The 22559-nt window shown below is 67.9% G+C and carries 23 protein-coding genes; 12 read left to right on the top strand and 11 right to left on the bottom strand.

The features are described 5' to 3' along the window. Position 1: 1 nt before the first annotated feature. Positions 2 to 619, bottom strand: a complete 618-nt coding sequence (locus tag A6I89_RS11415; protein WP_005516647.1) for a helix-turn-helix domain-containing protein — start codon at positions 617 to 619, stop codon at positions 2 to 4. Between the two features lie 225 nt (positions 620 to 844). On the opposite strand from A6I89_RS11415, the gene A6I89_RS11420 reads away from it, so the two are divergent. From A6I89_RS11420 to A6I89_RS11445, 6 genes are all read left to right on the top strand, one after another. Next, positions 845 to 1972, top strand: coding sequence for an ABC transporter permease (locus A6I89_RS11420; protein WP_022598708.1), 1128 nt, complete (start codon positions 845 to 847; stop codon positions 1970 to 1972). Then, positions 1969 to 2694 carry an ABC transporter ATP-binding protein gene (locus A6I89_RS11425; protein WP_005516644.1) on the top strand — a complete coding sequence of 242 codons (726 nt, stop codon included), beginning with the start codon at positions 1969 to 1971 and terminating at the stop codon, positions 2692 to 2694. The genes A6I89_RS11420 and A6I89_RS11425 overlap by 4 nt, the downstream gene beginning before the upstream one ends. 30 nt (positions 2695 to 2724) lie before the next feature. Next, positions 2725 to 3318, top strand: a complete 594-nt coding sequence (locus tag A6I89_RS11430; protein ID WP_022598711.1) for a TetR/AcrR family transcriptional regulator — start codon at positions 2725 to 2727, stop codon at positions 3316 to 3318. 206 nt (positions 3319 to 3524) lie between these two features. Then, entirely contained in the window at positions 3525 to 4514 is a 990-nt protein-coding gene (gene trxB, locus A6I89_RS11435; RefSeq protein ID WP_022598713.1) for a thioredoxin-disulfide reductase, read from the top strand. Positions 4515 to 4566: 52 nt separating this feature from the next. Next, complete coding sequence (trxA, locus tag A6I89_RS11440) at positions 4567 to 4890, top strand: thioredoxin (RefSeq protein ID WP_013417694.1); 324 nt, start codon at positions 4567 to 4569, stop codon at positions 4888 to 4890. A gap of 142 nt (positions 4891 to 5032) precedes the next feature. Beyond that, the gene (locus tag A6I89_RS11445; protein WP_022598715.1) at positions 5033 to 6235 is read left to right on the top strand and encodes an N-acetylmuramoyl-L-alanine amidase; all 1203 of its coding nucleotides are present in this window, start codon (positions 5033 to 5035) and stop codon (positions 6233 to 6235) included. 49 nt (positions 6236 to 6284) lie between these two features. Here A6I89_RS11445 and A6I89_RS11450 read toward each other — a convergent pair whose 3' ends face one another. From A6I89_RS11450 to rsmG (A6I89_RS11465), 4 genes are all read right to left on the bottom strand, one after another. Continuing rightward, a complete protein-coding gene (locus A6I89_RS11450) occupies positions 6285 to 6974 on the bottom strand; it encodes a hypothetical protein (RefSeq protein WP_022598717.1) in 690 nt (229 codons plus the stop codon). A 234-nt stretch (positions 6975 to 7208) separates the two neighbouring features. Beyond that, positions 7209 to 8360 carry a ParB/RepB/Spo0J family partition protein gene (locus A6I89_RS11455; protein WP_022598720.1) on the bottom strand — a complete coding sequence of 384 codons (1152 nt, stop codon included), beginning with the start codon at positions 8358 to 8360 and terminating at the stop codon, positions 7209 to 7211. Between the two features lies 1 nt (position 8361). Then, positions 8362 to 9369: a ParA family protein gene (locus A6I89_RS11460; RefSeq protein WP_013417697.1), complete on the bottom strand. Its 1008-nt coding sequence runs from the start codon at positions 9367 to 9369 to the stop codon at positions 8362 to 8364. Positions 9370 to 9439: 70 nt separating this feature from the next. Continuing rightward, positions 9440 to 10120, bottom strand: a complete 681-nt coding sequence (rsmG, locus tag A6I89_RS11465; protein ID WP_013417698.1) for a 16S rRNA (guanine(527)-N(7))-methyltransferase RsmG — start codon at positions 10118 to 10120, stop codon at positions 9440 to 9442. 1248 nt (positions 10121 to 11368) lie between these two features. Here rsmG (A6I89_RS11465) and A6I89_RS11470 point away from each other — a divergent pair. After that, the gene (locus A6I89_RS11470; RefSeq protein ID WP_044991535.1) at positions 11369 to 12331 is read left to right on the top strand and encodes an esterase/lipase family protein; all 963 of its coding nucleotides are present in this window, start codon (positions 11369 to 11371) and stop codon (positions 12329 to 12331) included. A gap of 55 nt (positions 12332 to 12386) precedes the next feature. Here the strand turns inward: A6I89_RS11470 and rsmG (A6I89_RS11475) are convergent, their stop codons facing one another. The 6 genes from rsmG (A6I89_RS11475) to rpmH form a co-directional block, all read right to left on the bottom strand. Continuing rightward, positions 12387 to 13073, bottom strand: coding sequence for a 16S rRNA (guanine(527)-N(7))-methyltransferase RsmG (gene rsmG, locus A6I89_RS11475; protein ID WP_060934534.1), 687 nt, complete (start codon positions 13071 to 13073; stop codon positions 12387 to 12389). Positions 13074 to 13166: 93 nt separating this feature from the next. Then, positions 13167 to 13718 carry a Jag family protein gene (locus A6I89_RS11480; protein ID WP_005516625.1) on the bottom strand — a complete coding sequence of 184 codons (552 nt, stop codon included), beginning with the start codon at positions 13716 to 13718 and terminating at the stop codon, positions 13167 to 13169. 20 nt (positions 13719 to 13738) lie between these two features. After that, the gene (gene yidC / locus A6I89_RS11485) at positions 13739 to 14830 is read right to left on the bottom strand and encodes a membrane protein insertase YidC (RefSeq protein WP_005516624.1); all 1092 of its coding nucleotides are present in this window, start codon (positions 14828 to 14830) and stop codon (positions 13739 to 13741) included. A 75-nt stretch (positions 14831 to 14905) separates the two neighbouring features. Next, positions 14906 to 15244 (bottom strand): membrane protein insertion efficiency factor YidD, encoded by a 339-nt coding sequence (yidD, locus tag A6I89_RS11490; RefSeq protein WP_005516623.1) that lies wholly within the window; start codon positions 15242 to 15244, stop codon positions 14906 to 14908. Further along, on the bottom strand, positions 15241 to 15618 hold the full coding sequence (rnpA, locus tag A6I89_RS11495) for a ribonuclease P protein component (RefSeq protein ID WP_080559294.1): 378 nt from the start codon (positions 15616 to 15618) through the stop codon (positions 15241 to 15243). Before rnpA ends, yidD begins: the two co-directional genes overlap by 4 nt. 26 nt (positions 15619 to 15644) lie before the next feature. Continuing rightward, positions 15645 to 15788: a 50S ribosomal protein L34 gene (gene rpmH / locus A6I89_RS11500; protein ID WP_005516618.1), complete on the bottom strand. Its 144-nt coding sequence runs from the start codon at positions 15786 to 15788 to the stop codon at positions 15645 to 15647. Between the two features lie 648 nt (positions 15789 to 16436). Here rpmH and dnaA point away from each other — a divergent pair. The 5 genes from dnaA (at position 16437) to A6I89_RS11525 (ending at position 22487) form a co-directional block, all read left to right on the top strand. After that, a complete protein-coding gene (gene dnaA, locus A6I89_RS11505; protein ID WP_013414367.1) occupies positions 16437 to 18011 on the top strand; it encodes a chromosomal replication initiator protein DnaA in 1575 nt (524 codons plus the stop codon). Positions 18012 to 18530: 519 nt separating this feature from the next. Beyond that, entirely contained in the window at positions 18531 to 19715 is a 1185-nt protein-coding gene (dnaN, locus tag A6I89_RS11510) for a DNA polymerase III subunit beta (protein WP_005516611.1), read from the top strand. A gap of 74 nt (positions 19716 to 19789) precedes the next feature. Continuing rightward, positions 19790 to 20713 carry a phosphogluconate dehydrogenase (NAD(+)-dependent, decarboxylating) gene (gnd, locus tag A6I89_RS11515; protein ID WP_022593179.1) on the top strand — a complete coding sequence of 308 codons (924 nt, stop codon included), beginning with the start codon at positions 19790 to 19792 and terminating at the stop codon, positions 20711 to 20713. Beyond that, positions 20713 to 21939: a DNA replication/repair protein RecF gene (gene recF / locus A6I89_RS11520; RefSeq protein ID WP_022593181.1), complete on the top strand. Its 1227-nt coding sequence runs from the start codon at positions 20713 to 20715 to the stop codon at positions 21937 to 21939. Before gnd ends, recF begins: the two co-directional genes overlap by 1 nt. Then, entirely contained in the window at positions 21936 to 22487 is a 552-nt protein-coding gene (locus A6I89_RS11525) for a DUF721 family protein (protein ID WP_022593183.1), read from the top strand. Before recF ends, A6I89_RS11525 begins: the two co-directional genes overlap by 4 nt. Positions 22488 to 22559: the final 72 nt, after the last annotated feature.

Genomic DNA, 22559 nt, shown 5'->3' on the forward strand with positions numbered 1-22559 from the left:
ACTATCTTTCGGACTGGGGTCGTCGCTCCGCGACCGGCGCGAGCAGTTCGAGGATGCGCGCTCGCAGCTCGGGCGTGGCATCGTCGCCGACGATCAGGCTCGAGAACAGGGCCGATCCCGCGGCCATCACCAGCACCGCTCGGGCGTCGAGCAGATCCCGACGCCGCTCCTCCTCCGACTCACCCGGCCCCGCGTGCGCCGCGAAGAGCTCGGCCGCCGGTCCACTGAACCCCTGCCACAACGCTTTTCGGAGGTCGTCGTGATCCCGCAGGGCCGCCAGCAGTCCCGGCGCGGCGGCCCGGACGTCGGGGCGCGAGAAGATCTGTGCACTGCCGGCGACCACCCAGTCGATCCAGCCGGCGCGGTCGGTGCCCTCGAACGGCGCGAGGTCGGGGGTCGATCCGAGGATGGAGTCCAGCACCAGGTGCGCCTTGGACGGCCAGCGCCGCGACAGCGCCGCCCGGCTGACGCCCGCCCGGGTCGCGATTGCACGCAGGCTCAACTGGTCCCAGCCGACCTCCACGAGCATGTCGCGGGTCGCCGCGAGGACCTCGGCGTCGATTCTCGGGTCGCGGGGCCGTCCGGACTGGACGGAACTGCCGTTCACGTGTGCACTCATCGCCTCGAATTGTCGGCCACGGACAGCCCGTTGCGCCATCCTCTCGGTTCGCGTGGCCGGCCGCCTCTTGTGTGCGCGGTGCGGCGAGAGGAACGTCACGAGGGTTACCGACACGGTGTTGGTATATTTGCCGACAGGCCGTCGGGAAGATGTCGATTCGTCGAGCATCGCGGGCGGTTGTCGTCAACACCCCACAAACACCCCACACCGACCAGGAGTTCGAGAATGTTCCTCGCCCTGCGGGAGCTACGGTTCGCGCGTTCCAGATTCGGCCTGATGGGTGGTGTCATCGCTCTCATCTCCGTGCTGATGGTGCTGCTGTCCGGCCTGTCCTCCGGCCTCGTCGAGGACGGCGTTTCCGGCCTGAAGGCCACGCCCGTCGACGGGTTCGCCTTCAACGAGGGGACCAAGACCGACTCGGCCTTCTCGCGCAGCGTCGTCACCGACACGCAGGTCGAGGCCTGGCGCGAGCAGCCCGGCGTCGAAGAGGCCGCGCCCTTCGGCAACATGCTCGTCAACGCCCACAACGACAAGGACGTCCCCGTCGACCTCGCACTGTTCGGCGTCCCGGTCGACTCCTTCCTCGCGCCGACCGCTGCGCAGGGGACAGGCCTCGGCGATCCGAACGGCATCGTCGTCAGCAAGAGCGCACTCGACGAGGGCGTCGCGCTCGGCGACACCGTCACGATCGATCGCCTCGGCACCGAGCTGAAGATCGTCGGCATCACCGAGGGCAAGCAGACTTTCGGCCACGTCGATGTCGCGTACCTGCCGATCGAGATGTGGCGCCAGCTGCATTCCGGCGTGCGCCCCGGCGAGCCCGTGCCCGCCCAGTCGATGACGGAATCCACCGCGGTCGCGCTGAAGACCGAGCCGGGTGCGACGCTCGACTACGCGGCCGGTGACGCCGCCGCCGGAACCTCGACGGTCGCGCTCGAGGACTCGTTCGCGTCGTCACCCGGCTACAGCGCCGAGACCATGACCCTCAACCTGATCAAGGTGTTCCTGTACGCGATCTCCGCGCTCGTCGTCGGTGCGTTCTTCACCGTCTGGACGATCCAACGCAAGCACGAGATCGCCGTCATGCGGGCGATGGGTGCCTCCACCGGCTACCTGCTGCGCGACGGCCTGGCGCAGGCGTTCATCCTGCTGCTCGGCTCCGTCGCCGTCGGTGCCGCCGTCGGATACGGCTTCGGATCGCTGATCGGCGGGGGAGTGCCGTTCCTGCTCGAGCCCGGCGCAGTCGCCGTCGCCGCCGTCCTGCTGATGGTGCTCGGCCTCGTCGGTGCCGCGATCGCGATCGTCCGCATCGCGTCGGTCAATCCGTTGAACGCGCTGGGAGGCCAGCGATGAGCGCCGGAAAGGACTCCGCCGTGACCACGTCCGCAGAAACCCGTATCGACACTGCCGCGCTGGAGATCGTCGACGCGAACCTGACCCTCGGCGACGGTGAGCAGACCGTCACCGCGCTGGACGGTGTGAGCTTGACCGTCCGCCCCGGCGAGATGGTGGCCGTCGTCGGACCGTCGGGCTCCGGCAAGTCGAGCCTGCTGGCCGTCGCCGGCGCACTCACCACTCCCGACTCGGGCGCCGTCCGTGTGGGCGGCCACGACCTGCTGACGATGAAGAAGTCCGAGGCGGCGAAGTTCCGGCTCGAACAGATCGGCTTCGTCTTCCAGAGCGGCAACCTCATCCCGTCGCTCACCGCCGCCGACCAGCTGCGCCTGGTGTCGCACCTCGGCAACACGAAGGGCCGGAAGTTCCGCGACCCGCTCGCGCTGCTCGAACAGGTGGGCCTGGCCCACAAGGCCGACCGCCGTCCCGATCAGCTCTCCGGCGGCGAGCGTCAGCGGGTGGGCATCGCTCGCGCGCTGGTGTCGACACCGTCGCTGCTGCTCGTCGACGAACCCACCGCGGCCCTCGACCGCGCCCGCAGCCACGAGATCGTGCAGCTGCTGGCGCGCGAGACCCGGGAATCGAAGGTCGGGACCGTCATGGTGACTCATGACTACGATGTCCTCGACTATTGCGACCGCGTGGTCGAGATGACGGACGGGCGGCTCACACCGCGATAGTCCGGAACATCCCCAGCGAGAGGAGGGCACGTGCCGCGGATCAATGCACCCACCGTCGGTGAGCATCGAGCCGCCCAGCAACGTGCCCTCCTCGACGCTGCCCGCGAGGTCCTCGCCGAAGGGGCCACCGACATCCCGTCGTTCGGTGAGGTGGCCGCTCGGGCCGGGCTCGCGCGGTCGAGCATGTACCAGTACTTCAAGTCTCGTCAGCACCTGCTCGAGGCGCTCATCGAGGACGCCTTCCCCCGATGGTCGGCCCGCGTCACCGCAGCCATGGCCCATGCCGGCGCCCCGGAGCGCCGGGTTCTGGCGTACATCGACGCGAACCTCGACCTGGTCGCGGAGGGGGAACACGCCATCGCGACCGCGCTCGCGCAGCTGGCGCCCGGACCCGAGATCAACGCCAAGAGTCGCGCGATGCACGACGACCTCTACACCCCGCTGTCCGACGCGCTGCGCGAGCTGGGCGCGTCCGACGTCCCGGCCATGTCCGAGCTGATCAACGCGGTGCTACACGCCGCGACCCGCCAAGTGGAGCGCGGCGAGGACGTCGAACAGGTGCGCCGTACCGCCGCCGACCTCGTCCGGCCGTACGTCGCCGACCTCGCCCGGCGGGCCGGCTGAGCGCACCCGCGCCCTATGACGCGCTGCACACGTCTGGTTCCACGTGAAACGTTCGATAGCGGGGTCCCGTCGCGGCACACCCCCGCAGGGAACAACAGCCACTAATCTGTTGTTGACCTGACCGACTCCGCGAGCCACGCCTTCCCGGGCGCGTCCGCGTGAGCTATCGACACGAACGCAGCGCAGGACAGACAGGAAAGGCCCGCATGACTACTCCGACCACGGTCCGTGACCTCATCATCGTCGGCTCCGGACCCGCCGGGTACACGGCCGGCGTCTATGCCGCCCGTGCGGAGCTCGAGCCCCTGCTCTTCGAGGGCACCCAGTTCGGTGGCTCGCTGATGACCACCACCGAGGTGGAGAACTTCCCCGGGTTCCGGGAGGGCATCATTGGCCCGGATCTCATGGACGAGATGCGCGAGCAGGCCAAGCGTTTCGGCGCGGACATCCGCACCGAGGACGTCGAGGAGATCGTGCTGGACGGGCCGGTCAAGAAGGTCGTCGCGAACGGCGAGACCTACTACGCACGCGCCGTCATCCTCGCGATGGGTGCCGCCGCGCGCTACCTGGGCATCCCGGGCGAGGAGCGCCTGCTCGGTCGCGGTGTGAGTGCCTGCGCCACCTGTGACGGCTTCTTCTTCCGCGACCAGGACATCGTCGTGGTCGGCGGCGGCGACTCCGCGATGGAGGAGGCCACGTTCCTGACCAAGTTCGCCCGCAGCGTCACCCTCGTGCACCGTCGCGAGGAGTTCCGCGCGTCCCGGATCATGCTCGAGCGCGCCAAGGCGAACGAGAAGATCCGCTTCGTCACCAACGCCGAACCGGTCGAGGTGCTGGGCGAGAACAGCGTCACCGGCCTCGTCATCCGCGACACCGTGACCGGCGAGCAGTCCACGCTCGACGTCACCGGCATGTTCGTCGCGATCGGCCACGACCCGCGCAGCGAGCTCGTCAAGGGCCAGGTCGACGTCGACGACGCCGGCTACGTCAAGGTGCAGTCGCCCACCACCGCCACCTCCGCCGCGGGTGTCTTCGCGGCCGGCGACCTGGTGGACCACACCTACCGTCAGGCCATCACCGCGGCCGGAACCGGCTGTTCCGCCGCGATCGACGCCGAGCGCTGGCTGGCCGATCAGGGCGACATCACCGACAACACCCTGGCCGCCGCGGGCGAACCCGTCGCCGTCGACGCCTGATCTGCTCGACCCCTTCCGTCAACCCACCCGGATCAGATCCCAGGAGGATTCTGTGGCGAACACCATCACCATCAACGACGACTCGTTCAAGCAGGACGTTCTCGACGCCGAGAAGCCCGTGCTCGTCGATTTCTGGGCCACCTGGTGCGGCCCGTGCAAGATGGTCGCCCCGGTCCTGGAGGAGATCGCCGGTGAGCACGGCGACAAGCTCACGATCGCCAAGCTCGACATCGACCAGAATCCGGGCGCGGCCCGCGACTTCCAGGTGATGTCCATCCCCACGATGATCCTGTTCCAGGGCGGCAAGCCCGTGAAGACGATCGTCGGCGCGAAGGGCAAGGCCGCGCTGCTCAAGGACCTCGCGGACGTCCTCTGACGCGTCCCGTTCGACCCGTTGGACCCTTTGCCGGGCCACAGTGTGACCACAGCCTTGTCACACTGTGGCCCGAGCAGATTTCCGGGGCCGAGCGCCGTCTGAGAGAATCGACAAACGTACGCGCAACGAAAGGCCCGCGAGCATGCAGCTACTCCGTCACGGCGATCACGGCCCCGCCGTCGCCGAGATTCGGGGTACTTTGACCGGCCTGGGCTTCCTCCACAACGGGGTGGCCGAGACGCAGCGCGAGTCCGTCAACGGCTCGCACTGGGTGTCACCCGACGCAATGTTCGACCACCATCTCGATTCCGCGGTCCGGGCATTCCAGCAGCAACGTGGGCTGCTCGTCGACGGCATCGTGGGTCCGGCAACGTACCGCTCCCTCAAGGAGGCGTCGTACCGGCTCGGTGCCCGCACCCTCATCTACCAACTGTCGGCGCCGCTGTACGGCGACGACGTCGCCGCGCTGCAGACGCGCCTGCAGGATCTCGGCTTCTACGTCGGACGCGTCGACGGCTACTTCGGGCCGAAGACGCACGAGGCGCTCAGTTCGTTCCAGCGTGAGATCGGCATCGCCGCCGACGGCATCTGCGGTCCCGCGACGCTGCGGTCGCTGGAACTGCTCGGCACCCGCGTCTCCGGCGGTTCCCCGCACGCGATCAGCGAGGAGGAGTTGGTCCGCCGCTCCGGCCCGCAGCTGAGCGGCAAGCGGATCGTCATCGATCCCGGGCTCGGCGGCGCCGACACGGGCCTGGTCGTGCAGACCCCGAACGGCCCCGTCAGCGAGGCCGACATCCTGTGGGATCTGGCGAGCCGACTCGAGGGCCGGATGGCCGCCACCGGGATGGAGACGTTCCTGTCCCGGCCCCAGCACGCCAATCCGTCCGAGGCCGAGCGTGCCGAGACGTCCAACGGCTTCGACGCCGATCTCATGATCGCGCTGCGCTGCGACAGCCATTCCAGCCCCGCCGCGAGCGGCGTGGCCAGCTACCACTTCGGCAACTCGCACGGATCCACCTCGATGATCGGGCAGATCCTCACCGGGTTCATCCAGCGCGAGATCGTGGCCCGAACTCCTTTGCGGGACTGCAGGACTCACGGCCGTACCTGGGAACTGTTGCGGCTCACCAAGATGCCTACCGTTCAGGTCGACATCGGTTATCTCACAAACGAATCCGACGTGCGGGTGCTCACGGATTCGCGGTCGCGGGACACGATCGCCGAAGCCATCCTGATCGCCGTCAAGCGCCTGTACCTACTGGGACAGGACGACGCCCCGACGGGCACGTTCACGTTCGCCGAGCTGCTCGCCGAGGAACTGTCGAGCGCACCGCAGGCGCGCTGACCCTCCCGCAGCTGGACCCACCCGACTGTCGGGACGCCCGAAAAGCCCTCTAGCGGACCGCTACAGGGCTTTTCTCGTCGATGTCGAGCATCGACAGGGCCGCGACCTCCAGGAGCCGATCCAGGGCCGCCTCGACGTCCGCCTTCCACAGGTGGTCGCGATCGAGCTCGAGGCGTAGCCGCGGGAAGCGGTGGTGGGGCGCGATCACCTCGAAGCCGACGTCCTCGAGGAAATCGGCGCTGATCATGCACTCCTGCGGGGAGCAGTCCAGCGCCGCGGTCGCGGTCGGGACGTCGCTGGGTGCCTCGCCCCGGATACCGAACGCCTCGAGCGCCCGGACACCGCGTCGGACGAGATCACCGACAGCAGCCTGGATCAGCGTCGCACCGAGACCGTGCTCGTCGCCGATCGGTTCGAGCCGCATCGTGGTGAGCAGCACCGCGTCGGCGCTGACGGGGGAGGTGGGAAACAGGTCGGCACGCGGAACCATGCTCGGCGGCGCGTACAGCGCGCATCCGGCCGGCTTGTCGTCGACCATTGCCACCTGACCGCACGATCCCCACTGGAGCATGACCATCGACAGCCACGCTTCCTTCTCGAACTCGGGATCGTAGAAGTTGCCGGTCTCGCGCGCCGCGCGGACCGCGGCGGGATCGGTCTCCCAGAAGACGCATCGCCGGGCATGTGAGGACAGTTTGTCGAGACCGTCCAGGGTGAGAGACGTGACGCTAGTCGACACCGTGTACGCCAGCCTCCATGCCCCCAGCCTCCAGACCACTCGGGGAGGTTCACCCGCCTCGACGGAACTATCCCCTCCAGAATAGGGGATAGTTCCGTCGGGGGCGCGACAGTCGGACTTGCCCCGCGCGCCCGTCCCGCGTCCCGGGCGCGACACTGCCGTGTCCGGTTCCCGACCGGGCACCACGACCGGTTATGTCACTGTGACGTATCGACCCGGGATGCCTGGGCGATGTCAGCTACCCGCCTGCTGCTCCATCATCTTCACGATGCGCTCGAGGTCGTCCACCGAACCGAACTCCACGGTGATCTTGCCCTTGCGCTTGCCGAGGCTCACGGTGACGCGGGTATCGAACGAATTCGACAACCGCTCGGCGACATCCTGCAGGCCCGGCATCTGGATCGGCTTGCGCTTCACCGGCGGGGTAGGGGAGGGGCCCTCACGGTTGGCGAGCATGACCGCTTCCTCGGTGGCGCGGACCGACATGCCCTCGGCGACGATGCGTGCCGCGAGCACCTCCTGAGCGTCGGCGCCGGCCTCGAGCGACAGCAGCGCCCGTGCGTGCCCCGCGGACAGGACGCCCGCCGCGACCCGCCGCTGCACCGGAATCGGCAACTTGAGGAGTCGGATCATGTTGGTCACAACCGGACGCGAACGTCCGATCCGGGACGCCAACTCCTCGTGGGTGACCTCGAACTCCTCGAGGAGTTGCTGGTACGCGGCTGCCTCTTCGAGCGGATTGAGCTGCACCCGATGGATGTTCTCCAGCAGCGCGTCACGAAGCATGGAGTCGTCGGTGGTCTCGCGGACGATCGCGGGGATCGTCTCGAGCCCGGCGAGCTGGCTGGCCCGCCACCGACGCTCGCCCATGACGAGCTGGTACTGCTCCGGTCCGATCCGGCGCACCACGATCGGCTGCATGAGACCGAACTCGCGGATCGAGTGCACCAGCTCGCCGAGCGCCTCCTCGTCGAAGACGCTGCGCGGCTGCTTGGGGTTGGGCTGGATCTGCAGCGGCGGGATCTCGTGGTACACCGCCCCGGTGGGGGAGAGGGGCTCGCCGTCGGTACGGACGGCGGGCGCCGGCGTGGGCGCGGTGGCCACCACGTCGTCGGACGACGCCGCCTTCGCCGCGGTCTTCGACGCCGCCTTCGCGGGTGCCTTGGCCGACGCCTTCTTGGCGGGCTTCGACGCCTTCGCCGGCGCCTCCGTCTCCACCGCGGTGTCGGCTGCGGTCTCGACCGCTGCGGCGTCGCTGGTCGGGGCGGAGGTGCCGATGATGACGTCCGCGGCGGCGGTCCCGAGGCCCGGCCCGCCGCCCGCGGGCCCGGTGGGGATCAGTGCGGCCAGCCCGCGTCCGAGGCCGCCCTTGCGTGTCTGCGCCATCTCACTGCTCCTGAGTGTTGGTGGACATGCTGCGCGCCGCGAGTTCGCGGCCGGCGTCGAGGTAGCTCATGGCGCCCCGGGATCCGGGGTCGTAGTCGAGGACCGTCATGCCGTAGCCGGGGGCCTCCGAGACCTTGACGCTGCGCGGGATGACCGCCCGCAGCACCACGTCACCGAAGTGCTTGCGCACCTCCTCGGCAACCTGGTCGGCCAGCTTGGTTCGGGCGTCGTACATCGTCAGCAGGACGGTCGACACGTGCAGATCGGGGTTGAGATGCGCCTGGACGAGCTCGATGTTGCGGAGCAACTGCCCGACACCCTCGAGGGCGTAGTACTCGCACTGGATCGGGATCAGCACCTCCTTCGCGGCGACCATCGCGTTGACCGTCAGCAGTCCGAGGGACGGTGGGCAGTCGATGAGGATGAAGTCGAAGTCGAGGTCGGCCAGCGCCTTCTCCGACAGCGCGTTCTTGAGCCGGTTCTCGCGCGCCACCATCGAGACGAGTTCGATCTCGGCGCCGGCCAGGTCGATGGTCGCGGGGATGCAGTAGAGGCGCTCGTTGTGCGGGCTCTGCTGGATCGCCTCCTTCGCCGTCACCTCACCGAGGAGCAGTTCGTAGCTCGACGGCGTCCCCGACGTGTGCGGGACGCCGAGCGCGGTACTCGCGTTGCCCTGGGGGTCGAGGTCGACGACGAGGACGGTGAGTCCCTGGATCGCCAGCGCGGACGCAAGATTGACGGTGGACGTCGTCTTGCCGACACCGCCCTTCTGATTGGCGATCGTGAAGACGCGACGTTCGGGTGGTCGAGGCAGGCTCACCGACCCCGGGTGGAGCACCTGGCTGGCTCGCTGCGCGGCTGCCCCGATCGGCGTGTCCGCGAGCGAGATCCCGGAATAGGGGGAGTGGGCATAACCGTCTCCGCTGCCGCCGTTCGGCGCGTCGGACGACGTTGAGGTTTCACGTGAAACTGTTTCCCGTGAAACGGCGGACTCCGATCCAGCCGACATCTACTGCTCCTTCACTTGATGACCACTCATGCGGTAATTCTCAACCCTCGAGCCCTCGAAAGCCCGCAACTCAGCGGTGCCGACGACCGTGTTGGGCAACACGCTCCGCGCTCACCACGATCGTCGGCACCGGCAGTGCCTCGACACCACACTCGACGACGTCCAGCTTGCCAGCCCCCAGCCGCGTGAGGGAAGCGCGGTCGCGGGAGATCTCCTCCGCTGCACTCGAACCCTTCAACGCCAACATCCGACCACCGACCCGCACCAACGGCAACGACCACCGCGCCAACTTCTCCAACGGCGCCACCGCCCGCGACGTCACCACATCCGCGCCGCCGACCTCCTTGACGACACCTTCCTGTTCCGCGCGGCCGCGGACCACGGTGACGTTCGACAGCCCCACCGAGTCCACGAATTCCTGTAGGTACACCGACCGCCGCAGCAACGGCTCCACCAACGTCACCCGCACATCCGGACGCGCAATCGCCAACGGCACACCCGGCAACCCCGCACCCGAACCCACATCCACCACAGACTCGTTCGCCCCCACCAACTCACCCAACACACCACAATTGAGCACATGCCGCGACCACAACCGCGGCACCTCCCGCGGACCGATCAACCCCCGCACCACACCATCCGACGCCAACGACGCGTGATACGCCTCCGCCAACGGCGCCCGCTCACCGAACACCCGAGCCACCGCACCAACCACATCCCACTGCTCATCAACCAGTTCCACGTGAAACATCCTCCCCAACACACCACCACACAACAAACCCGGGCAGGCGTTGCCGCGCGGGACGAGCTCGTCGCGCGCGTCGCCGAATTCGGTGGGGGAGTGTCCGACGGGGTGTTTCACGTGGAACACCGCCCGGGATACGGCGACCGTTTCACGTGAAACGGTCGCCCCTCGGCGCCCCTCTGACGTCTGCCGGCGGTCGATCACGACCCTTTCGACGGCCACGCCGAGCAAAACTCGGAACCGTTTGTCACAGTGACGAAATCGCCCGGTACCCCGGGGTGGGTGTACGACGCGGGCACGCGGCCAAGCCTGCTTGGTCTCGCTATTTCGTTGCCGTACAACATGATTCACGTGGAACAAGGCGGACCGCCCGAAGCGGCCCGCGCGGGCCCGGGTCGTCGCGCTTCGGTCGGCCGGAAAGCGCACTTTCGACGAGCCGGCGACAAGAACCCCTCCGGAGCGGAGATGAAAGCGGAGGAGGACCGCGGCGGCAGCTCCACGTGGGACTCATTTGCCGGCGGTCCGGATGCCGCCACTGCGAGAGTCCGCGAACCGTACCCCGCCGGACTACGCTCGCGTGCCGCACTAGTCCACGGAGTCGGCGCCCCGATCCGACGACGCGTCGTGCCCGCCGACTCAGGAACACCCGGCCGCGTCATGCTCGCACAACGACACGAGTGCCGATCGAATCGACGCGGCACAGGTGCGGCCCGAGCAGCGCGACGGGGAGACTCGGGGGCGGCGGACCACCTGCACGACTCGACGCGTCCCGCGAAGGTACACCAGGGACGGGTTGCACGCCCCGGGTGTCGACGGCCCTCGGCATCACGCCCCTCGGCATCGTCGTGCACGCCCTGTCTTCGCGGCGCCCCCACCACTTGGCTCTACTCGCCTCCAGGGTCGCGGGCGGCACCGTCCCGACGCCTTCGATCCGGGACAGTCGTGACCGGTGCAGGGGAGGGGAGGATCATCACGTTGATTCACGTGAAACACGTCGGACGTCGCATCTGTCGCCACGCCGACGCGACACCCGTGGGCCCCAATACCGGATTTTGCTGTCACAGTGACGAAATACCAGGAGGTTCATGGACAGGCAGGCGACGCCGCCGGTCCACCCGGTACGTCCGTGTGGACTTATCCCTGTCGCACAACATGTTTCGGGTTCACGGCGAGTGGATTCTCCGAATCAGCTCCCAGAAACCGTCTGACCCGTACCGTTCCCTTCGAACCGGGCAACTCAAGGGGGCAGACACCATGACAGTCACACAGCAACCACGCAGATGGCGGACGGTGATCGCCGCAGCACTTACGCTCGTCGCATCCGTCGTCGCCGTCGGGATGTCTCCCGCGGCGGCGAGCGCGCGAGAGCCGTACCCGGTGCCCTACTTCCTCTTCGTGCAGGACGAGTTCACCAACCCCGGCGGATCCGCGGCAGGATCCAACGACTGGTCGTGCAAGCCGACGGCGGAACACCCGAACCCCGTGGTGCTCGTCCACGGCACTGTCGGCAATCGACTCAACAACTGGACCACGTTTGCACCGCTGCTCGCCAACGAGGGCTACTGCGTCTTCGCGCCGACCTTCGGCAACTACGCAGACCAGCCGTACCCGATCAGCGCAATCGGGGGAATGCTCCGCGCGAAGGACAGCGCAGCCCAGATCGGCGCCTTCGTGGACGAGGTGCTCGCGGCGACCGGCGCGGAACGCGTGGACATCCTGGGTGTCTCACAGGGATCGGTCGTGCCCAACTACTTCGTCAAGTACCTCGGTGGCGCAGCCAAGGTCGACAAGTACACCTCGCTCGGTCCGGCGTGGAACGGCAGTGCCCTCACCGGACCCGACGGCGGCGCAACGCTCCTCGCGCTCGGCACCGACGATGCCCGTGGCGTGCTGCCGTTCTGCCAGGCGTGTGTCCAGTTCCTGCCCGCATCGCAGTTCATCGCGAAACTGCACGAGGGCGGCCTGTACGCACCGGAAGTCACCTACACCAACATCATGACCCGTTACGACGAGGGCATCTGGCCGTACACCAGTGGCTACGTGGAGGGCCCCAACGCGACGAACATCGTAGTCCAGGACGGATGTTCGCAGGACTACTCGGACCATATCGCGCTCTTGGCCTCCCGCGTCACAGCCGGCCATGTGCTCAACGCACTGGATCCGGACCATCCCCGGCCCGTGCCGTGCGTGTTCGTCGCGCCGTTCGTGGGTGGTTGACCGCGTCACGACCGAATCGGCGGTGGGGGAGGGGAGGGGTCGGGGCGATGCGGACTCAGCGGCGCTGGCCGCGATGACGATGGTGCGCAACGCGTTCGGCACTCACCACGATCGTCGGCACCGGCAGCACATTGCCACCGCACTCGAGCACTTCGAGTTTCCCGGCGCCGAGTCGGGTCAGCGCCGCGCGGTCGCGGGAGATCTCCTCCGCTGCACTCGAACCCTTCAACGCCAACATCCGACCACCGACCCGCACCAACGGCAACGACCACCGCGCCAACTTCTCCAACGGCGCCACCGCCCGCGACGTCACCACATCCGCGCCGCCGACCTCCTTGACGACACCTTCCTGTTCCGCGCGGCCGCGGACCACGGTGACGTTCGACAGCCCCACCGAGTCCACGAATTCCTGTAGGTACACCGACCGCCGCAGCAACGGCTCCACCAACGTCACCCGCACATCCGGACGCGCAATCGCCAACGGCACACCCGGCAACCCCGCACCCGAACCCACATCCACCACAGACTCGTTCGCCCCCACCAACTCACCCAACACACCACAATTGAGCACATGCCGCGACCACAACCGCGGCACCTCCCGCGGACCGATCAACCCCCGCACCACACCATCCGACGCCAACGACGCGTGATACGCCTCCGCCAACGGCGCCCGCTCACCGAACACCCGAGCCACCGCACCAACCACATCCCACTGCTCATCAACCAGTTCCACGTGAAACATCCTCCCCAACCCACCACCACACAACAAGAGAAAGGGCCGCGACTCCCCGGGGGAGTCGCGGCCCTTCCACGATTTTCGGGCGAGCCCGCTACGTCAGTCCTTGATCACGACGACGCGGCGGTTGGGCTCGGCGCCCTCGCTCTCGCTCGACACGCCGGCAACCTTCGCCACCGCATCGTGGACGATCTTGCGCTCGAACGGCGTCATCGGCGCCAGCGACTCACGCTCACCCGACTCCAGCACGCGCTCGGCGGCCTCCTTGCCCAGAGCGGAGAGCTCCGCACGACGACCGGCACGCCAGCCGGCGACGTCGAGCATCAGCCGGCTCCGGACGCCCGTGGACTGCTGTACCGCGAGGCGCGTCAGCTCCTGCAACGCGTCGAGAACCTCGCCCTTGCGGCCGACGAGCTTGGCCAGATCGTCACCGCCGTCGATGCTCACGACCGCCCGGTCGCCCTCGACGTCCAGGTCGATGTCGCCGTCGTAGTCGAGCACGTCGAGCAGCTGCTCGAGGTAGTCACCGGCGATCTCGCCTTCCTCGATCAGGTCGTCCTCGCCGTCGGTGGCCACATCAGGAGTCTCGACTACCACGTCCGTGTTCTCCCTGTCCTCACCCTCCCGGGCAATGTCCTGCTCACTGGTCATCGTCGATCTCTTTCTCGAGGTCAGCGCCGCTTGCGCTTGTTGCTCTTGGGACGGTTCGCGGCGGGCCGGGGTTTCGGCTTGGGCCGGTTACCGGCCGCACCTCCGCCCGAGCCCGAACTGCTCTCCGTGTCGTCCGTCGAGCCGGCATCCTCGGACTCCGCGTCTACGACGGGGGAGGACTGCTGCGCGGACGCCTTCTTCTTGTCGACCTTGGGGCGCGCTCCCGGCTTGGGGGCGTTGTCGGCCCGACGCTCGATCACGGCCTGCTTCTTCGCTGCTTCCTCCGCGTCGATGCGGCGGAAGACGATGTGCTGCTGCGCGTACGTCCAGATGTTGTTCGAGACCCAGTACAGGAGGATCGCGATCATCAGGAACGGGCCACCGACGAGCACGCCGAGCGGGAACACCCACAGCGCGAGCTTGTTCATGATCGCCGACTGCGGGTTGGCGGCGGCGGCCGCGCTCTGGCGGGCGACCGAGGCACGCGAGTTGAAGTGGGTCGCGACGGACGCGATGACCATGAGCGGGATCGCCACGGCCGCGATGTTCAGAACCGTCGGGACCGTGCCGTACAGACCGAAAGCCTCGAGCTGTGCCTGCGGGGTGGTGATCGCAGCCGAGATCGGGGCACCGAACAGACGGGCACTCAGGAAGGACTGGACGTCGTCCGGGCTGAACGCGTAGTTGCCGATGGCGGCGTTCTGCTCCGGCGTCATGCCCAGCTGTCCCATACCGGTGCCGGTCCGGTTGAACGAACGCAGCACGTGGAACAGGCCGATGAACACGGGCGCCTGGAGCAGCACGGGCAGACAGCCCATCACGGGGTTGAAGCCGTGCTCCTTCTGGAGCTTCTGCATCTCCAGCGCCATACGCTGGCGGTCCTTGGAGTACTTCTTCTGCAGCGCCTTGATCTGCGGCTGCAACTCCTGCATCTGCCGGGTGGTGCGCACCTGCTTCACGAACGGCTTGTACAGAATGGCACGCAGCGTGAAGACGAGGAACATGACGGCCAGCGCCCAGGCGAAGCCGTTGTCCGGGCCGAGTACGGCGCCGAACACCTTGTGCCAGACCCAAAGGATCCAAGACACCGGATAGTAGATGAAGTCGAGCACGACTCTAAGCACTCCTCTGTTCGTCCACGTTCACCACGCCGTGGAGTTGGGCAAGTTCCGGGCGAGCGGGACGCGTCATTCCTGGCTCACATGGTGGAGGTGCCGTCCGCGTCGTTCCGGGACGGGATCCCACCCACCAGGGTGCCAGGGCGCGCACTTCGCGAGCCGCACGACAGTCAGTGCCGAGCCTTTGATCGCACCGTGGGTCCGCATCGCGTCGACCGCGTACTCGCTGCAGGTCGGCGTGAACCGACAGGTCGGCAGGCGGAGTGGGGACACGTACGTCCGGTACAGCTCGATGAGGAAGATCAGGACCCGCGCGGGGAAACTTCGCAGCGTGGTCCACACAGTGCCGAGAAACGACGACGAGCGCGGACCGGGCTCGGTCCGCGCCTCATCGTGTTCGCTGCTCATGCCGGCTTGCCTTCGTCAGCCAGCAGATCCATCCGTCGCAGGACCGATCGCAGCTGTTTGTCGAGTTCCCGGGAAGTTGCGGTCGCCGATCCCGGCAACGCGCGAATCACCACGTCGGTGTCGACGGGGAGAGTGTCGACCAAGCCGGCGCAGATATGACGAAACCGGCGGGCGACTCGATGACGAATCACCGCCGGTCCGACAGCCTTGCTCACGACGAGCCCGAAACGGGGCCCATCGATGCTCACCAGGGTGTCGGTCGCACCACGCTCGCGAGCGTGGACGACCAGATCCCGTCTACCCATACGACGTCCGCCACGCACCGTCGCGGAGAAATCCGCGCGGCGACGCAGGCGGTACGGCTCAGGTAACACCCCGAGCTCCTGAAGTCAGGATCGAATCAGGCGGTGAGCTCGGCGCGGCCCTTACGGCGACGCGCCGAAACGATTGCACGACCCGCACGGGTCCGCATACGAAGACGGAAGCCGTGAACGCGCGCGCGGCGGCGATTGTTCGGCTGGAACGTCCGCTTGCCCTTGGCCACGGTCAACACTCCTCGAAGATCGGTGACGCCGGACGGCGTCGGTCTAACATTTCACTGGAAATCGGGGGGCCACTCGCGGCATCCGGGGCACCGACCTGCGGTCAGCGCGCATCCTTCACCATCGGGTGACTGTTCGAGGGTACTGACCACCGGAGTCGAGGTCAAACCGGGGTCGGCGCCGGATTGCGCGACGGGAGGTCGGTGTGAGATTCGGGCGCCCGAATCCTTCGAATCGCAGTGAACCGACCTATCGGTTGTTACCGTCCGTGAATGGCCTTGTCGACCTGCGCGCACGTCTCGAGAAGTGGACCGCGCCGGCTGCGTGATCGCACCGCACTCGAGAAGCAGGACTGTAAGACAACTAACACCCCCGCCCGCGGCCCGGGTCCGGACCCGCGCAGGTAGGCGCGTCGCCCCTCCGGAAACCATTCCACCTGGTGAGAGCCTCGAGGGCTCGACGTGAGTGAACATCCCGAGCCGCCGAGCCCACACTCGAGCGTTGTCCACATCTGTGGATAATTGTGTGGAAACAGTGATCAGGTGGCATATTCGTTGCCCAGCAGTTCAGGGGTTCAGCCTCACCCGGGGGAGCTCAACAGACAACCACGGCAACCTGCCGAGCAGACCCGCAGACGGGGAGGACACAGAGTGAACGACGATCCGAACGCCTTGGCGAATGTCTGGCGCGACGTCGTTGCCGAACTGACCTCCGACGCATCCGACAGCCCCAAGCTGACGAAAGCGCAGAAGGCCTGGCTCGCCCTCGTTCGACCGCTGACCTATGCGCAGGGCTTCGCGCTGCTGTCGGTCCCGTCGCCTCTCGCTCAGGAAGCGATCGAACGCGACCTGCGGGAGCCGATACTGCGGGCTCTCAACCGTCATCTCGGCCAGAAGGTCGAGGGGCTCGGGGTTCGGATCGCCGCACCGTCCGAGGATCGTGGCGAGGACTCCGGCGACGCCGCGCCTGCGGACGAGACCGACCGCGGAGCCGCACTCGACTTCGCGGACTCGAGTTACCCCGACGGGGCGTCCGCACGCCGCAGGCACCTCACGATGAGCGAGTCCGTGGCCGTCGACCTGGCCGAACACGAGGAAGTCGACGACGACCGGGAGGCGCTCGCGAGCGTCCACGAGTCGTGGCCGTCGTACTTCACGAAGCCGCCGACCGGTCCCTCGACGAGCGCGACCGGCGGCAACAGCCTGAACGCGAAGTACACGTTCGACACGTTCGTCATCGGCGCGTCCAACCGGTTCGCCCACGCAGCCGCGGTCGCGATCGCGGAGGCCCCGGCTCGCGCCTACAACCCGCTGTTCATCTGGGGTGCCTCCGGCCTCGGCAAGACACATCTCCTGCACGCCGCCGGCCACTACGCCCAGCGCCTGTTCCCGGGACTGCGGGTGAAGTACGTCTCCACCGAGGAGTTCACGAACGACTTCATCAACAGTCTTCGTGACGACCGCAAGGTCGCCTTCAAGCGGCGGTACCGCGAGACCGACATCCTGCTGGTCGACGACATCCAGTTCATCGAGGGCAAGGAAGGTATCCAGGAAGAGTTCTTCCACACCTTCAACACCCTGCACAACGCGAACAAGCAGATCGTGGTGTCGTCGGACCGTCCGCCCAAGCAGTTGGCGACGCTCGAGGAGCGGCTGCGGACGCGGTTCGAGTGGGGGCTGATCACCGACGTCCAGCCGCCCGAACTGGAGACGCGGATCGCCATCCTGTCGAAGAAGGCGCGGATGGATCGGCTGGACGTCCCGCACGACGTCCTCGAGTTGATAGCCAGCCGCATCGAACGCAACATCCGCGAACTCGAGGGTGCACTGATCCGGGTGACGGCGTTCGCGTCGCTGAACCGCCAGGCGCTCGACCTCAAGCTCGCCGAGGTGGTGCTGCGGGACCTGATGCCCGATTCGGCAGCGCTCGAGATCAACGCGGCGACCATCATGGCCGTCACCGCGGAGTACTTCAACACCTCGATCGACGACCTGTGCGGCCCCGGCAAGGCCCGGCCGCTGGCGCAGGCCCGTCAGATCGCGATGTACCTGTGCCGCGAGCTGACGGACCTGTCGCTGCCCAAGATCGGGCAGACGTTCGGCCGCGACCACACCACGGTCATGTACGCGGACAAGAAGATCCGCAAGGAGATGACCGAGCGCCGCAAGGTGTACGACCAGGTCCAGGAGCTCACCGCCCGGATCAAGCAGCGCTCCAAGAGTTGACGGCCGGTCGCCCCGCACACCCCGCGTCCGCACGGTTCACGCCGTGCGGACGTCGTGTTTCCAGGGGTGACTCGAGACACGAAACCCAAAGGATTAACACCTGTGGATAGGTATGTGTATAAGGTGTAATCGCTGTGGAGAACCGTGGGACAGTTCCGGACATCCTCGAGGTGTCCACAACGTCCCTCGATTCATCCTCGAGTACGTCCTCGAGAAGTCCCCACGCCTCGAGGAAGCCGGACCTGGGGCTTCGAGCGTTCATCCACAGATTCCACAGTGCCTATTACTGTGATTGAAGTCTTCTCGAGAGAAGTTCTTCTAAAACAGGACCTGTGAACATCTCGGCCCAGGCCTCCTGTTCACACCCCGCCTCGAGGTGTCTCGAGACGCGTTCGTCCGCTTTCCAACATGGCGTCCGAACGCTTACGGTGTCCCCTGTCCGCTGTGTCAGACTGCTAGCGCAGCCGTGTGCACTGCGGCCGCCGACCGTCCGCGCCTACCGAGAGGAACACCCGAGCGATGGAGCTTGGAAGTATGAAGTTTCGCGTTGCTCGGGAGGACTTCGCCGACTCCGTCGCCTGGGTCGCGCGCAGCCTGCCGTCCCGGCCGCCCGTCCCCGTCCTCGGCGGTGTGCTGCTGGGTGCGGACGAGCAGGGACTGACGGTCTCCGGCTTCGACTACGAGGTCTCTGCCCAGGTTCGGGTCTCCGCGGAGGTCACGACCACCGGCCAGGTCCTGGTGTCCGGCAAGCTGCTCGCCGACATCACCCGCGCGCTGCCCAACAAGCCGGTCGACGTCACCGTGGACGGCACCCGGGTGCTCATCGCCTGCGGTAGCGCCAAGTTCTCCCTGCCCACGATGCCGGTCGAGGACTACCCGCAGCTGCCGACGCTGCCGCAGCAGACCGGTTCACTGCCGGTGGACCTGTTCTCCGAGGCCGTCAGCCAGGTCGCCGTCGCTGCCGGCAAGGACGACACCCTGCCGATGCTCACCGGCATCCGCGTCGAGATCGAGGGCACCGACGTCGTCCTCGCGGCCACCGACCGATTCCGCCTCGCGGTCCGCAAGCTCGAATGGATGCCCACCGCCGGCGACGTCACGGCCGCGGTGCTGGTGCCGGCCCGCACGCTGTCGGAGTCCGCGAAGACCCTCGGCGGCAACACCCTGTCCCCGGTCGAGCTGGCGCTCGGCGCCGGTGCGTCGGTCGGCACCGAGGGCATGCTCGGCATCGTCGCCGACGGCCGTCGCACCACCACCCGCCTGCTCGACGCCGAGTTCCCCAAGTTCCGTCAGCTGCTGCCGGCCGAGCACACCGCGATGGCCACGGTGACGGTCGCCCCGCTGGTCGACGCGATCAAGCGTGTGGCTCTCGTCGCCGAGCGCGGTGCCCAGGTGCGGCTCGAGTTCAACAGCGAGGGCCTGGTCCTGTCCGCGGGCGGCGACGACGCCGGTCGGGCCGAGGAGGCGCTCGAGGCCGATTTCCAGGGCGAGCCGCTGGTCATCGCGTTCAACCCCGGCTACCTCATCGACGGTCTCAACTCGCTGCACTCCGAGCGCGTCACCTTCGGCTTCACCACCCCGAGCCGTCCCGCGGTGCTGCGTCCGGCCGGCGAGGAAGAGCTCGAGCGCGGCGAGTCCGGGACCTTCGCGGCCCCCGAGAGCGACTACATCTACCTGCTGATGCCGGTGCGGCTCCCGGGCTGATCCACGCCCGCGGCCGGCGCCTTCGGGAAACGGAGCCCAGCTCGAATCACCAACTAGCGGAGGGACATCCCAGGATGCAGCTCGGACTGGTCGGACTCGGCAAGATGGGTTTCAACATGCGCACCCGGCTGCGCGAACGCGGCCACGAGGTGGTGGGCTTCGATCCGCGGCCCGAGGTCACCGACGTGCCCTCCCTCGCGGACCTGGCGACTGCGCTCACGGCGCCCCGGGTGGTGTGGGTCATGGTGCCGGCGGGTGAGATCACCCGCAGCACGATCAGCGAGCTGGCGTCCGTGCTCGAGCCCGGTGACCTGGTGATCGACGGTGGCAATTCCCGCTACACGGACGACCGCGGCCACGCCGACCTCCTCGGCGGCCGGGGCATCGCCTACCTCGATTGCGGTGTCTCCGGAGGCATCTGGGGTCTCACGGAGGGTTACGGACTGATGGTGGGCGGCGCGGAGGCCGACGTCGCGCGGGCGATGCCGATCTTCGACGCCCTGCGTCCCGAGGGCGAGCGTGCCGGCGGATTCGTGCACGCCGGACCGGTCGGCGCCGGACATTACGCCAAGATGGTGCACAACGGTGTCGAATACGGGCTGATGCAGGCGTACGCCGAGGGCTACGAACTGCTCGAGGCCGAGGACCTCGTCACCGACGTGCAGGGCGTCCTGCAGGCGTGGACGCACGGCACCGTGGTGCGCTCGTGGCTGCTCGAGCTGTTGGCGAAGGCGCTCGCCGAGGATCCGGAATTCGCCGAGATCTCCGGTTACACCGAGGATTCCGGCGAGGGCCGGTGGACGGTGCAGGAAGCACTGGACCACGCGGTGCCCGCCCCGGTGATCTCCGCTGCCCTGTTCGCGCGGTTCGCCTCGCGTCAGGCCGATTCACCCGCGATGAAGGCCGTTTCGGCACTGCGCAACCAGTTCGGCGGGCACGCCGTCCGGCCGGCCGGGCAATCCGGCGTCGTCCCGCCGTCCGGACAGTCGGGAACCTAGTGTTCGTCCGCAAGTTCTCCCTCCGCGACTTCCGCTCGTGGGACGCCGTCACCGTCGATCTCGAGCCCGGGTGCACCGTCTTCGTCGGACGCAACGGCCACGGCAAGACCAATCTGCTCGAAGCCCTCGGCTATCTGTCGACGCTGTCGTCGCACCGAGTCTCCAGCGATGCGCCGCTGATCCGGGCGGGCGCCCCGCAGGCCTACGCGGGCGCGCTGATCGCCAACCACGGGCGCGAACTGGGCATCGACATCGAGATCAACGACGGAAAGGCCAACCGCGCCAGGATCAACCAGTCCCCGGCGCGGCGGCCGCGGGAGATCGTCGGGATCCTGCAGACCGTGTTGTTCGCACCCGAGGACCTGTCGCTGGTGCGGGGCGATCCCGGAGACCGGCGGCGCTTCCTGGACGAACTGCTCACCGCACGGCGTCCGCGGATGGCCGGGGTCCGGGCCGACTACGACAAGGTGCTGCGGCAACGCTCGGCGCTGCTCAAGACGGCAGGCGGAGCGCTCCGGCGCGGCGCCCGATCGTCGGATGGCGCGAGTGCTCTTGCCACCCTGGACATCTGGGACGGTCACCTGGCGGCACACGGGGCGCAACTGCTCGCGTCGCGGTTGCGGTTGGTGCACGACCTGGCGCCGCACCTGGTGGCCTCCTACCGGTCGCTGGCGCCGGAGTCACGTCCGGCGTCGGTGCGCTACAAGAGCAGCCTCGGAACCTCGCTACCGCCCGAATTGCTCGACCCGACAAGGGAACCCGAGCCCGACGACGTCGAGCTGCTGGAAGTGAGCTTCCTGAACGAGCTGTCGGAGATGCGGCAGCGCGAGATCGAACGCGGAGTGTGCCTGGTGGGCCCGCACCGCGACGACCTGGAACTGATCCTGGGCGATCAGCCCGCGAAAGGCTTTGCCAGTCACGGTGAATCGTGGTCGTTTGCGCTGTCGATGCGGTTGGGGGCGTTCTTCCTGCTGCGGGACGACGGCAGCGACCCGGTCCTGATGCTCGACGACGTGTTCGCCGAACTGGACCGCAAGCGCCGGGCCGCTCTCGCGGGCGTGGCGGCCCAGGCCGAACAGGTCCTCATCACCGCGGCGGTCGCCGAGGACGTGCCGGCCGAGCTGTCGGCGACGCGCTTCGGCGTCGAGGCGCACGACACCGAGCGGGGGCGGCTCTCGCAGCTCACCGCTCTCGGCCGGATCAGCACGACGGGAGGAGACCGATGACCGGCGAACAGTCCGAGTCGCAGCCGGAGCCCGAACTCAAGGGCGTCGACCTCGCCCGGCGGGCGCTCGAGGAGGCCCGCGCGGCGGCGAAGGCGAACGGCAAGGCGGTGGGACAGGGGCGGAAGTCTCCGCGCGGCGGGGTCCGCGCGCTGCGGTCGCGTCGGCGTTCCTGGTCGGGTGCCGGGCCGGACGACCGGGACCCACAGCCGTTCGGTTCCCTGGTGAGCGCGGTGTCGAAGCAGCGCGGCTGGTCGACGCAGGTGTCGGAGGGCACGGTGCTGGGCCGCTGGGCCGATGTCGTCGGCCCGGACATCGCGTCGCATGCCGAGCCGACGGGGCTGCGGGACGGTGTGCTCAGCGTGTCGGCGGAGTCCACCGCGTGGGCGACGCAGCTGCGGATGATGCAGGCGCAGATCCTCGCGAAGATCGCGGCGGCGGTGGGGCACGGCGTCGTGAAGTCGCTGCGCATCACCGGCCCCACCGCGCCGAGCTGGCGTAAGGGCGAACGGCACATCTCGGGCCGGGGCCCGCGGGACACGTACGGCTGACCCCTGGATTTACCTATTACCGGGTGTTACATTTACGGCTACTTCGTCGAGTGAACTGGGTCACGACGCCGC

This window comes from Prescottella equi, from assembly GCF_002094305.1.
Lineage (GTDB): Bacteria > Actinomycetota > Actinomycetes > Mycobacteriales > Mycobacteriaceae > Prescottella > Prescottella equi.

Coding starts and splice junctions, on each gene's coding strand:
- A6I89_RS11415 (WP_005516647.1), bottom strand. CDS start 619: ATGAGTGCACACGTGAACGGCAGTTCCGTCCAGTCCGGACGGCCCCGC.
- A6I89_RS11420 (WP_022598708.1), top strand. CDS start 845: ATGTTCCTCGCCCTGCGGGAGCTACGGTTCGCGCGTTCCAGATTCGGC.
- A6I89_RS11425 (WP_005516644.1), top strand. CDS start 1,969: ATGAGCGCCGGAAAGGACTCCGCCGTGACCACGTCCGCAGAAACCCGT.
- trxB (WP_022598713.1), top strand. CDS start 3,525: ATGACTACTCCGACCACGGTCCGTGACCTCATCATCGTCGGCTCCGGA.
- A6I89_RS11445 (WP_022598715.1), top strand. CDS start 5,033: ATGCAGCTACTCCGTCACGGCGATCACGGCCCCGCCGTCGCCGAGATT.
- A6I89_RS11455 (WP_022598720.1), bottom strand. CDS start 8,360: ATGGCGCAGACACGCAAGGGCGGCCTCGGACGCGGGCTGGCCGCACTG.
- A6I89_RS11460 (WP_013417697.1), bottom strand. CDS start 9,369: ATGTCGGCTGGATCGGAGTCCGCCGTTTCACGGGAAACAGTTTCACGT.
- rsmG (WP_013417698.1), bottom strand. CDS start 10,120: ATGTTTCACGTGGAACTGGTTGATGAGCAGTGGGATGTGGTTGGTGCG.
- A6I89_RS11470 (WP_044991535.1), top strand. CDS start 11,369: ATGACAGTCACACAGCAACCACGCAGATGGCGGACGGTGATCGCCGCA.
- rsmG (WP_060934534.1), bottom strand. CDS start 13,073: ATGTTTCACGTGGAACTGGTTGATGAGCAGTGGGATGTGGTTGGTGCG.
- A6I89_RS11480 (WP_005516625.1), bottom strand. CDS start 13,718: ATGACCAGTGAGCAGGACATTGCCCGGGAGGGTGAGGACAGGGAGAAC.
- yidD (WP_005516623.1), bottom strand. CDS start 15,244: ATGAGCAGCGAACACGATGAGGCGCGGACCGAGCCCGGTCCGCGCTCG.
- dnaN (WP_005516611.1), top strand. CDS start 18,531: ATGGAGCTTGGAAGTATGAAGTTTCGCGTTGCTCGGGAGGACTTCGCC.
- gnd (WP_022593179.1), top strand. CDS start 19,790: ATGCAGCTCGGACTGGTCGGACTCGGCAAGATGGGTTTCAACATGCGC.
- A6I89_RS11525 (WP_022593183.1), top strand. CDS start 21,936: ATGACCGGCGAACAGTCCGAGTCGCAGCCGGAGCCCGAACTCAAGGGC.